The sequence below is a fragment of the Massilia endophytica genome, from assembly GCF_021165955.1.
GTDB classification, from domain to species: Bacteria; Pseudomonadota; Gammaproteobacteria; order Burkholderiales; family Burkholderiaceae_D; genus Rugamonas; species Rugamonas endophytica.
On the sequence record NZ_CP088952.1, the window covers coordinates 4,462,575 to 4,475,399 of the forward strand.

Sequence of the window (12,825 nt, forward strand, 5' to 3'; positions counted from 1 at the left end):
TATAGCAATGCCGTATTGCAAGGATCAGGCGGCGCTGCTCCCCGCCTGCTGCAGTACCGGCGCATGGAAGGCCGCCAGCAGCGAGGCTTCCTTCTGCCTGGCTGCCTTCAGGTGGCGCTCCTTCACGTGGCCGTAGCCGCGAATGTCCTCCGGAATGCGGGCGATGGACACGGCGGTCGCCAGATTCTCCTGGCTCAGCTTCGCCAGCAGCCCTTCCACGGTGGCGCGGTATTCGCCGATCAGCGCACGCTCCATGCGGCGTTCGGCGGTATAGCCGAAGATGTCGAGCGGCGTGCCGCGCAGGCCCTTGAGCTTCGCCAGCACGCGGAAGGCGCCCATCATCCACGGCCCGAACTCCTGCTTGATCAGATGGCCGTCCTTGTCGTGCTTCGCCAGCAGCGGCGGGGCAAGGTGGAACTTGAGCTTGTAGTCGCCTTCGAACATGCCTTCGATCTTCGCGCGGAAGGCGGGGTCGGTATGCAGGCGGGCCACTTCGTATTCGTCCTTGTAGGCCATCAGCTTGTACAGGTAGCGGGCCACAGCCTCGGTCAGCTTGAACTGCTGGTTGCCCAGCTTGCCCTCCGCCGCGCGCACCTGGTCCACGAAGGCCTTGTACTGCTGCGCGTAGGCAGGGTTCTGGTAGGCCGTGAGCAGCTCGATGCGGCGCGCCACCACCTCGTCCAGCGTCTGCGAGCGCTTGAACTCGATGACCTTGGCCGGGGTGGCGAGCTTCGTCACCGCAGCGATATCGTGGGCGGCGTAGCGGCCCCAGTTGAAGGCGGCCTTGTTGAAGCCGACCGACACGTTATTGAGTTCGATGGCTTTCATCAGCGCCGCCTCGCCCAGCGGCACATGGCCCTTCTGGAAGCAGTAGCCCAGCATGAACATATTGGTGGCGATGGAGTCGCCCATCAGCGCGGTCGCGATATGGCCTGCGTCCACGAAGTCCACATGCTCCTTGCCGCAGGCGCGCGTGATCTCGCCCTGCGAGGAAGCGCCGGGGAATTGCCAGTCCGGGTTCTTCACGAAAGCCGCGGTGGTGGCGCCCGTGGAGTTGATGGCGGCCCAGGTGCGGCCTTCGCCCATGCGCGACAGGGCGTCGCGGCTGGCGGTCACGATCTGGTCGCAGCCGATCACGAGGTCCGCATTGCCGGTGCCCACGCGGGTCGAGTGCAGGTCGGACTGGCGGTCCGCCAGGCGCACGTGCGACATCACGGGGCCGCCCTTCTGCGCCAGGCCGCTCATGTCCAGCACTACGGCTCCCTTGCCCTCAACGTGCGCCGCGACAGCCAGGATCTGGCCCACGGTAACGACGCCCGTGCCGCCGATGCCGGTGATCAGGATGCCGAAAGGCTGCTCGGTCGACGGCAGCTGAGGCGCGGGCAGCGGCGGCATGGCCGCTTCGCCCTGCGCGGCCTTCTTCGGCTTCTTCAGCGCGCCGCCTTCCACCGTGACGAAGCTCGGGCAGAAGCCGGTGGTGCAGGAGAAGTCCTTGTTGCAGGAGGACTGGTTGATCTGGCGCTTGCGGCCCAGTTCCGTTTCCAGCGGCTCCACCGAGAGGCAGTTCGACTGCGCGGAGCAGTCGCCGCAGCCTTCGCACACGGCCTCGTTGATCACCGCGCGCTTGGCGGGGTCCGGATATTCGTTGCGCTTGCGGCGGCGGCGCTTCTCGGAGGCGCAGGTCTGGTCGTAGATCATGGCGGACACGCCCGGCTTGTCGCGCAGTTCGCGCTGCACGTCCATCAGCTCCGAGCGGTGGCGCACGGTGACGCCGGGCGCCCAGGCGTAATCGTCCGGATACTTCTCGGGATCGTCCGTCACCACGATGATGGGGTTCACGCCTTCGGCCGCGATCTGGCGCGAGATCATGCCCGGATCGAGCGGGCCGTCCACGTTCTGTCCGCCCGTCATGGCCACGGCGTCGTTGTACAGGATCTTGTAGGTAATGTTCACCTTGGCCGCCACGGCCGCACGGATCGCCAGGATGCCGGAGTGGAAGTAGGTGCCGTCGCCCAAGTTGGTGAACACGTGCTTCTCGTTCGTGAACGGCGCCTGGCCCACCCAGGTCACGCCTTCCGCGCCCATATGGGTGAAGGTGGAGGTTTCGCGGTCCATCCACAGCACCATGTAGTGGCAGCCGATGCCTGCCAGCGCGCGCGAGCCTTCCGGCACCTTGGTGGAGGTATTGTGCGGGCAGCCGGAGCAGAAGAAGGGCGTGCGGTCGGTCTGCGGATTCGGCTTGGCCGGAACGCTGTTCAGCAGCAGCTCCTTGGCTTCCAGGTAGGCGATGCGCTCCTTCACACGCGCCGCCACGGGATGGCCGTCGCAGTAGTGCATGATGCGGCTGGCGATGGCGCGCGCGATCTGCGCCGGGTTCAGCTCATAGGTGGCGGGCAGGAGCCAGTCGCCGTGGCCGCTGCGGTGCTTGTTGGACCATTCGCCCGTGTCGTCGAACTTGCCCACCACGCGGGGGCGTTCGCTGTCCGGCAGGTTGTAGAGCTCCTCCTTCAGCGCGTATTCCAGGATCTGGCGCTTCTCTTCCACCACGATGATCTCGTCCAGGCCGCGCGCGAATTCGTGCACGCCGTCCGCTTCCAGCGGCCAGGTCATGCCGATCTTGTACAGGCGGATGCCGATGTCGGCGGCGGCCTGCTCGTCGATGCCCAGGTCCGCCAGCGCCTGGCGGGTGTCGAGGTAGGATTTGCCCGCGGTGATGATGCCGATCTTCGGCTTCGGGCTGTCCCAGATGATCCTGTTCAGCTTATTGGCGCGCACATAGGCCAGGGCCGCGTACCACTTGTAGCTGTTCATGCGCACTTCCTGGTCCAGCACCGTGTCCGGCCAGCGGATATTCAGGCCGCCCGGCGGCAGCTCGAAGTCGTCCGGCATGGCGATCTGCACGCGGTCCGGATCGAAGTCCACCACGGCGCCCGATTCGATAATGTCGGTCACGCACTTCATCGACACCCACAGGCCCGTGTAGCGGCTCATGGCCCAGGCGTGCAGGCCGTAGTCGATGTATTCCTGCACCGAGGACGGATAGAGCACGGGAATGCCGCAGGCGGTCAGGATATGGTCGGACTGGTGGGCGGTGGAGGAGGACTTCGCCGCATGGTCGTCGCCCGCCAGCACCAGCACGCCGCCATGGCGCGCGGAACCTGCGTTGTTGGCGTGCTTGAACACGTCGCCGCAGCGGTCCACGCCGGGGCCCTTGCCGTACCACATGGCGAAGACGCCGTCGTATTTCGCGTCCGGGAAAAGATTGGTCTGCTGCGTGCCCCACACGGCCGTCGCCGCCAGGTCTTCGTTCATGCCGGGATGGAATTTGACGTGGTGTGCGTCCAGGTGCTTCTTCGCCTTCATCGCCGTCATGTCCACGCTGGTGACGGGAGAGCCGCGGTAGCCGGTGATGTAACCGGCCGTGTTCAGGCCCGCCTTCAGGTCGCGCTCGCGCTGCATCATGGGCAGGCGGATCAGGGCCTGGGTGCCGGTCATGAAGGCGCGGCCGCGCTCCAGGGTCCACTTGTCGTCCAGCGAAACTTCCTGGGCCTGGGCGTTGAGCTCCGTCCCTTTCAGGGGTGCGTTCATACTATCTGTCTCCAATATTCTTCAAAGTGCCAAAGCCGGCGCCCCGTCTTGCGCGGGGCTGCCGGCTTGTCGTGCTGCCGATGCTGCGTGTATCAGGCTGGCGTCTTGCTCGGGTCCTCGAGAACGCCGCGGCGGATCTGGTCGAGTTCAATCGATTCGAACAGGGCGCGGAAGTTGCCTTCGCCGAAGCCCTGGTCGCCCTTGCGCTGGATGATCTCGAAGAAGATCGGGCCGATCACGTTCTGCGTGAAGATCTGCAGCAACAGCTCGCGTTCCGTTTCCGACTTCGCCTTGCCGTCGATGAGGATGCGCAGGCGGCGCAGCTCTTCGAGGTTCTCGCCGTGGTTCGGCACGCGGCGGTTCACCAGCTCGTAATAGGTTTCGATCGTGTCCTGGAAGACCACGCCCGCATCCTTCATGCCCTGCACGGCGCCGTAGATGTCGTCCGTGCCCAGGGCGATGTGCTGGATGCCTTCGCCGTGGTATTCGTTCAGGTATTCCGCGATCTGCGACTTGTCGTCCGACGATTCGTTGATAGGAATGCGCACCTTGCCGCAAGGCGAAGTCATGGCCTTCGACTTCAGGCCGGTCAGCTTGCCTTCGATGTCGAAGTAGCGGATCTCGCGGAAGTTGAACAGGCGCTCATAAAAGTCGGCCCACTCCTTCATGCGGCCGCGGTGCACATTGTGGGTCAGGTGGTCGATGTAGGTCAGGCCGTTGCCCTTCGGATTGGGTTCGGCGCCCGGAATGGCCACGAAGTCCGCATCGTAGATGCTGATGTCGCCGATGCCGCCAGGCGTTACGCCCGGCTTGCCGCGCCAGCGGTCCACAAGGTACAGCAGGGAGTCGCCCACGCCCTTGATGGCAGGGATGTTCAGCTCCATCGGGCCGGTCTTGTTGTCGAAGCCCCAGGCGCCCAGTTCCAGGGCGCGCTTGTAGGCAAAGGCGGCGTCCTGCACGCGGATCGCAATGGCGCACACGGAAGGGCCGTGGATGCGGGCAAAGCGCTGGGCGAAGGAGTCCTGCTCGGCATTGATGATGAAGTTGATGTCGCCCTGGCGGTACAGGGTCACATCCTTGGTGCGGTGGCGTGCGATGGCGGTGAAACCCATCCGTTCGAACAGGGCGCCAAGCGCTTTGGGGTCTGGTGCTGCGTACTCGACGAACTCGAAGCCGTCGGTCCCCATCGGGTTTTCCCAGGGCGTGAATTGCATATTGCGTCTCCTTGCAGAATAGCGCTCAGTATAGTCGCCGGATCGCAGAATTAAATTGCAAACATTTCCCTACTCTGCAGGTTTTGAGCAATAATATTGCCCAGGCACGCACTTTATGGGGGAAAGATGTCCAAGATTTCGCTGGATAAGACCGACCGCAAGATTTTGTCCATTCTGCAGACGGATGGCCGCCTGTCCAACCAGGACGTGGCCGAGCAGGTGAACCTCTCGCCCTCCCCTTGCCTGCGCCGCATCAAGCGGCTGGAGGAAGAAGGCGTGATCCGCCAGTACGTGGCCCTGCTGGATCCGGACAAGATCGGCCTGGGCCTGCTGGCCTACGTGAACGTGCGGCTGGAAAAGCACAGCGACGGCGCGGCCCAGAGCAATGCGCGCGCCCTCGGCGCCCTGGCGGGAACGGCTTCGCCCCGCGCCGATTTCGCGGTGGCGGTGGAACAATGGCCGGAAGTGGTGGCCTGCTACGCGATGACGGGCGAAATGGACTACCTGCTGCGCGTCCACGTGGAGGACATGGACCACTTCTCCCGCTTCATGATGGCGACGCTGCTGCGCCACCCGGCGGTGCTGGACGTGAAATCCTCCTTCGCCCTTCAGCGCATCAAGGACACCACCGCCCTGCCATTGGTCTGAAGCGCCAGCGGCATCGCCCTGGCCCAGCGGTTGGACGACAGGGAAAAGGCCAGCGAGCGCACCTGGTGATACCACCCGGCCGGCACATACAGCATGTCGCCGGGATTGACGATGCACTCCACGATAGCGGCCTGCCGCGCCAGCGGGAAGCGGTCGTAATCCGGCGCCTCCGGGTCGAAGGGGGAACCGAAGAGAATGGCGTTCGCCTCGCGCACGTACAGGAATTCGTCGTGGTGCGGCGGCGCCAGGCAGATGCGCTTCGTGCCCCAGATCTGGGCGAAGATATTGTCGTCGTAATCGCAGTGCAGCGGCGTCACGGTTCCTGCGGGACCGATCCAGAAACGGGGCGGCCCCATTTTCCCGAAGTAGGCAGGCCAGTGGCACAGGCTGTTCAACTCGCGCAGCTCCAGGTTCCCCAGGTAGGGCGGCAGGTCCTGCGTTCCGGCTGCGGCAAGATCGAGATACTCCAGCATCGTCATGTCCTGCATGGCCCGGTCGGGCGCGAACGCCGTGTTGATGTAGTCGCCCACCCGTGCCCGCACGTGCAGGTGGCCGAAGCGCTCGCGCAGGATTTCAGGCGGGTGGGCGGACAACGGCCACTTGCCGACAAGCCCAGTGATGAGGAATGGCAGGCCTTCTTCGGCGCGCGCACGGAAGGCCGCGGCATCGGGCGCCCGCACGCGCGGCACTTCGGACAGGGGCGGGAGGGTGCGGGCGGCCTGCCTGATCGCTTCCCGCATTTCATGGATCGAGGCGACGCCGCGCACCTGGGCGTCCCTGCGCTCCTGCGCCTGCCTGCGGGCGATGATCTCTTCCGGCGATGCGGGAACGTGCAATCGCGGCGGCAGCCGCGGTGAAGTCTTCTCGTTGGACATCTGGCTAGTCTGTGCGTTTCCGGCGGCCGGGCAGGCGTTCCCACAGCTTGGTGGCACGCCGCACATTGGCCTTGAGCGCGTAATCGAGCGTGGCCAGCTGCTCCTGCATCGCTTCCTGCAGCACACTGGCCGGGTCGGCGGGACCGAGTTTCAGGTAGGCGTCCGCCTCGCCGTAATCGCGGTGGATCTCCATACCCGCCTTCTTCGCGATATGCATCATGGTCTGGTTGGAGGCCAGGCAGTGCATGTAGAGCGTATCCACGTCGTTGTTGCGGCAGACGATGTTGGCGCGCTCGAACATGCGCGAGCCGATGCCCAGGCCGCGCGCGGACTTCAGCACCGACACGCCGAACTCCGCCACCCTGTCCTTCTCTGTGGTGCTCTCGGCGGGCTTGGGCGCGAAGGCGAGATGGCCGACCGCCACCAGCTTGAAGGTGCGGTTGTAGACGCCGAACACGATATCGCGCTCGAAATTAATGCCCATCACGTACTTCGTGACTTGCTCGTCGTTCAGGTGGGAGCCGAAGCGCAGCACGCGGTCCTGCTGTTCCAGGGCCAGAAAATGGCGCAGCATGCGGCGGCGGTCGCGCTCGCGCAGTTCCTTGATGGGCACGGCCGGACGCTGCGGCGACTCTCCGAGCCAGCGGAAGAAGTTCAGGGTCATGCCTCGCCGTCCTCTTCGTCGGGTCCCTGGTCGCCGATGGCTTCCTTCACCGCCACGACACGGGCGCGGCGGATCATCTCGGGAATACGCTCCGGGCGCTCGGCCAGGCCCTGCGCGATCTCGCCCGCGTTGACGCCGCGCGCCGCTTCCAGCGCCTTCTCGAGATAAGGCCGCTGAGGATAGGGCTTGTCGCGGAAACTGCCGGAAGGCCCTTCCCTGCCGCGCGCATCGCATTCGGATGCCAGCAGCATCTGGCCGAAGCGCGCGGGCTTGCGGAAGGCGTCGCAGCGTTCGAAGAGGGTCACGATGGTGCGCGGGCGCAATTCCAGCGCGCGCGACACGTTGCCGTGGTCGCGCGCGGTCATCACCGCCAGGTCGCGGCAATCCGTGGGCGCGCGCAGGCGCTTGCAGACCTCCCCCACCAGCTCCACACCCAGCCCTTCATGGCCGTGGTGGGACGGCCATTTCTCCGGCGGCGTTGCGCCCTTGCCCAGGTCGTGCAGCAGCGCCGCGAAACGCACAGGCAGCTCATAAGCCTGCGAGGCGGCATAGTCCGCGACCTGCTCCATGTGGATGCCGGTGTCGATCTCGGGATGCCACTTCTCGGGCTGTGGCACGCCCCACAGGCGGTCCAGCTCCGGAACGATGCGGGCCAGGGCGCCGCAGTCGCGCAGCACCTGGAGCATGCGCGAGGGCTTCTGTTCCATCAGGCCGCGTGAAAGCTCCTGCCACACGCGCTCGGGCACCAGGGCATCCACTTCGCCCTCGTCCACCATCTTGCGCATGAGCGCATTGGTTTCGGGCGCCACGCGGAATTCGGGATAGCGCGCCGCGAAGCGGGCGACGCGCAGGATGCGCACCGGGTCCTCGGCAAAGGCATCGGAGACGTGGCGGAAGATGCGGTCGCGCACGTCCTGCTGGCCGTTGAAGGGATCGGTAAGCGTGCCGTCTTCTGCGCGGGCCATCGCATTGATGGTGAGGTCGCGCCGCACGAGGTCGTCCTCCAGCGTCACGTCCGGCGAGGTGTGGAAGACGAAGCCCTTGTAGCCTGGCGCCGTCTTGCGTTCGGTGCGGGCCAGGGCGTATTCCTCCTGCGTCTGCGGATGGAGGAAGACAGGGAAGTCCTTGCCTACGGGGCGGAAGCCCTGCCGCACCATGTCGTCGGGGGTGGCGCCGACCACCACGTGGTCGTGGTCCTTGACCGGCAGGCCAAGCAGCTCGTCGCGCACGGCGCCGCCGACGACATAGGTTTTCATTGCATCAGTCCAGCGTGTCGTACTTCGGCAGCGCCTCCTGCTCGGCCAGCGCCTCCTCCACCCAGCGCGCCACGGCGGGATGGTTGCGCACGCGCTCGCAGTACGCGTTCAGCGCGGGCGGCAGCACCACGCCGTAGGTCTTGAAGCGCATGACCACGGGCGCGTAGAAGGCGTCCGCCACCGAGAAGTCGCCGAACAGGAACTGGTTGTGGCCGAAGCGGCTCAGGCACTCTTCCCAGATCTCGCTGATGCGGCCAATGTCCGCCTGGGTCGCGGCCGTGCGGCCCTTGCCGGGGAAGCTGGCCTTGATGTTCATGGACATAGTGCTGCGCAGGCTGCTGAAGCTCGAATGCATTTCGGCGCAGACGGAGCGCGCCAGGGCGCGTGCCGCCACGTCGCGCGGCCACAGGTGCTCGTCCGGGAACTGCTCGGCGAGATACTCGCAGATGGCCAGGCTGTCCCAGATGGCGATTTCGCCCGCCAGCAGCACGGGCACGCGGCCGCTCGCGCTGTAGCGGGCGATGTTGTTGGCCGTATCCGGCTGGTCCAGCAGCACGCGCACTTCCTGGAAGGGGATGCCGAAGGCGTGCAGCAGCACCCAGGGCCGCATGGACCAGGAAGAGTAGTTCTTGTTGCCGATGACGAGGGTCAGGCCGGGGGCGCGGGCCGCCGCCAGGGTCTGGCTCAGGGTGGGGTCGAGTTGGGTAGTGTGCATGTAAGTGTTATCGGCTGCTGAAAGTGGTCTGCTGCTGTTCCTGCTGGGTATAGCCCTTCGGCGTCACCACGCCGAGGCGCGCCTTGAGCGACTGCGGCTTGCCTTCGAAGAGGGCCGCATAATAGGTGGCGTTCGTCATCACGTTCTTCACGTACGAGCGCGTCTCGTAATAAGGCATGGTTTCGATGAAGACGGTGGCGTCCATCGGTTTCGTGAGCGAGGAGCGCCAGGAGCGCAGGCGGCCGGGGCCCGCATTGTAGGCCGCCGTTGCCAGTACCTGCGAGCCGTCCATGCTGCCCAGGACCATGTTCATGTAGTTCGCGCCCAGCAGGATATTGGTGCGCACGTCGGTGAGCATGTCCTGCACGAAGTCCGTGAGGCCGATCTTCTTGGCGACCCAGCGGCCCGTGGACGGCATCACCTGCATCAGGCCCGAAGCGCCCACGCTCGACTGCGCGTTCATGATGAAGCGCGATTCCTGGCGGATCAGGCCATAGACCCAGGCGCGGTCCAGGCCCAGGGTGCGCGTGGTGGGCGCCATGATGTCGTCGTGCGGCGCGGGGTAACGGTGCGTGTAGTCGGCCTGTACCCGCGTGCGTTCCGCCGTGTACACCATGCGGTCCAGGATATGGTTCTGGCGCGCGTATTCGGCCGCGGCGATCAGTTCGCGCTCGTTCAGGCGGCGCACTTCCCAGTTCCACTCGCGCGTGCCTTCGAAGCGCAGGCGCAGGTCGAAGAACTTCAGGGCACGCTGGAAGCCGGGGCTGGCGGCGATGGCGGCGATTTCGGCAGGCGTGGGCGGAGCGCCAGGCGCGGGGATGGACACGTTGCGGCCCAGCTCCTCGGCGGCCAGCAGGCCGTAATAGTCCTGGCGGTCGGCGATGCTGCGGTAAAGCGCCAGCACTTCGGGCGTGTTGCCGCGCGCTTCGGCCGCCATGGCGCGCGCGTTCCAGTAGATCCAGGTGGGATCGGCGCGCAGGCTGGCGGGCATGGCGGCGATGGTCTGGCGCAGCAGGCTCCAGTCGCCATCGCGCATCGCGGAGCGCGCCTTCCACTGGAACTGGTCGATGGAGAGCGGTGCGCCGCTGGACTGGCGCCAGTATTCGGAAGTCTCGGGCGCGATCACGTACGAGGCCTGCAGGGCGATATTGGCCCAGCCGATGGCCCGCTCCTGCGGCGTGAGTTTGGGCAGCGCCTTCTTCAGCGCCAGCACGGAGAGCTTGATGCTGGTCTTGGCGGCGCGGCCGACGGCGACCAGGAAGGCCTCGTGCTCGTCCTTCGTCTGGCCGGCTCCCTTGGCCAGGGCCACGGCAGGCAGGTCGATGGCCTGCGCGATTTTCTTGTCCGAGCCGTTCAGGAGGATGATGGTGCGGCGCGCGGGCCCCGTGGCGTTCATCTCGCCCGCGAGGCGCACCTGGGCCCACAGGTCCTCGGCGCTGAACTGGCGGGTCTGGGACAGCGCGGCGATCAGGGCGCCGCAGCCCTCGCCGTAGTTGGGCGGATTGACCAGCAGCGCGCGCGCCTCGTTCGCCACGTTCTGGCCCTTGCTCAGGCGGGACAGCAGGGTGTAGCACTTCACCTGCAGGTCGTCGTCCAGCACGAAGAGCGGCTGCTGCTGGTCGAACATGGCCCAGTCGCGCTTGCGGCCCAGTTCAAGGAGCCAGTCGTTGCGCAGGCGGTCGGCGATGGCGCTGCCTTCGTAACGCTTCAGGAAGTCCAGGATCTCGGCGGCGCTGGCGTCGCGGAAATGCGATTTCAGCCGATAATAGTCGACATAGGACGGGATCGCGTAGTTCGCGAGGCGGGCCGCGTAGAATTCGGCCTTGCTGGCGTCGTCGCGCCGCACCGAGTCGCGCAGGAGCAGGAAGGCATCGTCTTCCTTCCTGGTGTCGCCGTCCTGGGCAAAGGCAGTAAGGCAGGCCGCTGCGAGCAGTGCGCCGGCTATCCATTTCGACTTGGAAATCAATGTACGACTCTCTCTGTAATTCAGCCATATGAGCAGCGATTCAAGAATACCACGCGGGGCCGCCGGGCTACCAGCCTCCAACGCACAGACAGGGGCCGAAGTGAAGGCCAGCCTGCGCAAGCAGCTGCTGGCTGCGCGGCGCGAACTTCCGGCCGAGCTGAGGGCCCGCTGGGACGCGGACATCTGCCGCCATGTGGTGCAATGGTGGCAGCGGAGCCGCGTGGAAGCCCTGGGCGTGTACTGGCCGCTGCGCGACGAGCCGGACCTGCATGCGGCCTACGCCGAGCTGGCGCGGCTGGGCGTGCGCCTGCTGCTGCCGGTGGTGGTGCAGCGCGACGCGGCGCTGGAGTTCGCGGACTGGGAGATCGGCGAATCGATGGTGAAGGACGCGATGGGGATTGCGGTGCCCGCCCACCTGCGGCTGGATGCGCCGCCGGCCGCGCTGCTTGTGCCCTGCCTGGGCTACAACAGCGCGGGCTACCGCCTGGGATACGGCGGCGGATTCTACGACCGGACGCTGGCGCGCGAGCCTCGCCCGGCCACGGTGGGCATCGCCTATTCCTGCCTCGCCGCCGAATTCGGCAGCGACGCGCACGATATCCCGCTGGACAGCATCATCACCGAGGCGTGACGAGGCGCTCCCACAGGGCCGTGGTGGCCGCCGCCTGGTTCATGCTGTAGAAGTGCAGGCCGGGCGCGCCGCCCGCGAGCAGGCGTTCGCACAGCTGGGTCACCACGTCCAGGCCGAAGGCCTTGATCGAGGCGCTGTCGTCGCCGAAGCTGGCCAGCTTCAGGCGCACCCAGCGCGGGATCTCGGCGCCGCACATGTCCGAGAAGCGCATGAGCTGCGTGTAGTTCGTGATGGGCATGATGCCTGCCACGATGGGCACGTCCACGCCTGCCTTGCGGGCATTGTCGGCGAACTGGAAATAGGCGTCCGCGTTGTAGAAGTACTGCGTGATGGCGGCATTGGCGCCCGCCTTCACCTTGCGCACGAAGTTCTGCAGGTCGTCCTGCGGCGACTTCGCCTGCGGGTGCACCTCGGGATAGGCCGCCACCTCGATGTGGAACCAGTCGCCCGTTTCGGCGCGCACGAACTCCACCAGCTCGTTCGCATAGCGGAACTCGCCCGCCGCACCATAGCCGCTGGGCAGGTCGCCGCGCAGCGCCACCAGGCGCTTGATGCCGTGCGACTTGTACTGCTGCAGGATGGCGCGGATGGATTCGCGCGTGCCGCCCACGCAGGAGAGGTGGGGCGCGGCGTCCTCGCCTGCGGCCAGGATTTCGAGCACCGTGTCCAGCGTGCCCTGCTGGGTGGTGCCGCCGGCGCCGAAGGTGACGGAAAAATACTTGGGATGCAGCTCGGAGAGCTTGGCGCGCGTGGCGCGCAGCTTCTCCGCGCCCTCCGCCGTTTTGGGCGGGAAGAACTCGATACTGAAATTATGGTTAGCCATCGGCGTCTTTCAACAACAGTGTGGAAAGGGCCCAGGAGATCACGCTGTACAGCAAGGCTCCGCCGATCGCCGCCCAGAAGCTATCGACATGGAAGCCATCCACCAGCTGCGCCACCATCCAGAACATGAATCCGTTGACGACGAAGATGAAGAGGCCCAGCGACAGCACGGTCACAGGCAGGGTAAGCAGCAGGAGCAGCGGGCGGATCAGGGTATTCACCAGGCCCAGGATGAGCGCCGCAATCAGGGCCGTGCCGACGCTTGTGACATCGACGGAATGCATCAGGTAGGGCACTGCGAAGAGCGCCGCGGCATTGATAAACCAGGTCAGGACCAAACGCATAGTGGTAAGCCTCGCGACTTGAGGACAGAGGGGACGGACCCTGTACAGGGTCTGTCCCCGGTATCCTGGTCCGCCACCGAACATGGTCAGCCGACTGTGTTC

11 protein-coding genes are annotated in these 12,825 nt (G+C 65.9%); 2 read left to right on the forward strand and 9 right to left on the reverse strand.

The window, feature by feature from the left end:
• Positions 1-24 precede the first annotated feature (24 nt).
• Both LSQ66_RS20375 and hppD read right to left on the reverse strand, forming a co-directional pair.
• Complete coding sequence (locus LSQ66_RS20375; RefSeq protein WP_231766992.1) at positions 25-3,588, reverse strand: indolepyruvate ferredoxin oxidoreductase family protein; 3,564 nt, start codon at positions 3,586-3,588, stop codon at positions 25-27.
• A 92-nt stretch (positions 3,589-3,680) separates the two neighbouring features.
• Positions 3,681-4,802, reverse strand: a complete 1,122-nt coding sequence (gene hppD / locus LSQ66_RS20380; RefSeq protein ID WP_231766993.1) for a 4-hydroxyphenylpyruvate dioxygenase — start codon at positions 4,800-4,802, stop codon at positions 3,681-3,683.
• 126 nt (positions 4,803-4,928) lie between these two features.
• Between hppD and LSQ66_RS20385 the strand changes: the two genes are divergently transcribed.
• Complete coding sequence (locus tag LSQ66_RS20385) at positions 4,929-5,450, forward strand: Lrp/AsnC family transcriptional regulator (protein WP_231766994.1); 522 nt, start codon at positions 4,929-4,931, stop codon at positions 5,448-5,450.
• Here LSQ66_RS20385 and LSQ66_RS20390 read toward each other — a convergent pair.
• Genes LSQ66_RS20390 through LSQ66_RS20410 form a run of 5 tightly spaced genes read right to left on the reverse strand, consistent with a single transcriptional unit; the run spans position 5,411 to position 10,926 of the window.
• Positions 5,411-6,325, reverse strand: a complete 915-nt coding sequence (locus LSQ66_RS20390) for a cupin-like domain-containing protein (RefSeq protein ID WP_231766995.1) — start codon at positions 6,323-6,325, stop codon at positions 5,411-5,413. The genes LSQ66_RS20385 and LSQ66_RS20390 overlap by 40 nt on opposite strands.
• A 4-nt stretch (positions 6,326-6,329) precedes the next feature.
• Positions 6,330-6,989 (reverse strand): GNAT family N-acetyltransferase, encoded by a 660-nt coding sequence (locus LSQ66_RS20395; protein ID WP_231766996.1) that lies wholly within the window; start codon positions 6,987-6,989, stop codon positions 6,330-6,332.
• Positions 6,986-8,245, reverse strand: a complete 1,260-nt coding sequence (locus LSQ66_RS20400; protein ID WP_231766997.1) for a multifunctional CCA addition/repair protein — start codon at positions 8,243-8,245, stop codon at positions 6,986-6,988. Before LSQ66_RS20400 ends, LSQ66_RS20395 begins: the two co-directional genes overlap by 4 nt.
• Positions 8,246-8,249: 4 nt before the next feature.
• Positions 8,250-8,960: a glutathione S-transferase family protein gene (locus tag LSQ66_RS20405; RefSeq protein ID WP_231766998.1), complete on the reverse strand. Its 711-nt coding sequence runs from the start codon at positions 8,958-8,960 to the stop codon at positions 8,250-8,252.
• Positions 8,961-8,967: 7 nt separating this feature from the next.
• Complete coding sequence (locus LSQ66_RS20410) at positions 8,968-10,926, reverse strand: lytic transglycosylase domain-containing protein (protein ID WP_231766999.1); 1,959 nt, start codon at positions 10,924-10,926, stop codon at positions 8,968-8,970.
• A gap of 100 nt (positions 10,927-11,026) precedes the next feature.
• Here LSQ66_RS20410 and LSQ66_RS20415 point away from each other — a divergent pair, with 100 nt between their 5' ends.
• The gene (locus LSQ66_RS20415; RefSeq protein ID WP_231767000.1) at positions 11,027-11,557 is read left to right on the forward strand and encodes a 5-formyltetrahydrofolate cyclo-ligase; all 531 of its coding nucleotides are present in this window, start codon (positions 11,027-11,029) and stop codon (positions 11,555-11,557) included.
• Here LSQ66_RS20415 and metF read toward each other — a convergent pair.
• Complete coding sequence (gene metF, locus LSQ66_RS20420) at positions 11,544-12,380, reverse strand: methylenetetrahydrofolate reductase [NAD(P)H] (protein WP_231767001.1); 837 nt, start codon at positions 12,378-12,380, stop codon at positions 11,544-11,546. The genes LSQ66_RS20415 and metF overlap by 14 nt on opposite strands.
• A complete protein-coding gene (locus LSQ66_RS20425; RefSeq protein ID WP_231767002.1) occupies positions 12,373-12,723 on the reverse strand; it encodes a phage holin family protein in 351 nt (116 codons plus the stop codon). Before LSQ66_RS20425 ends, metF begins: the two co-directional genes overlap by 8 nt.
• Between the last annotated feature and the right edge of the window lie 102 nt (positions 12,724-12,825).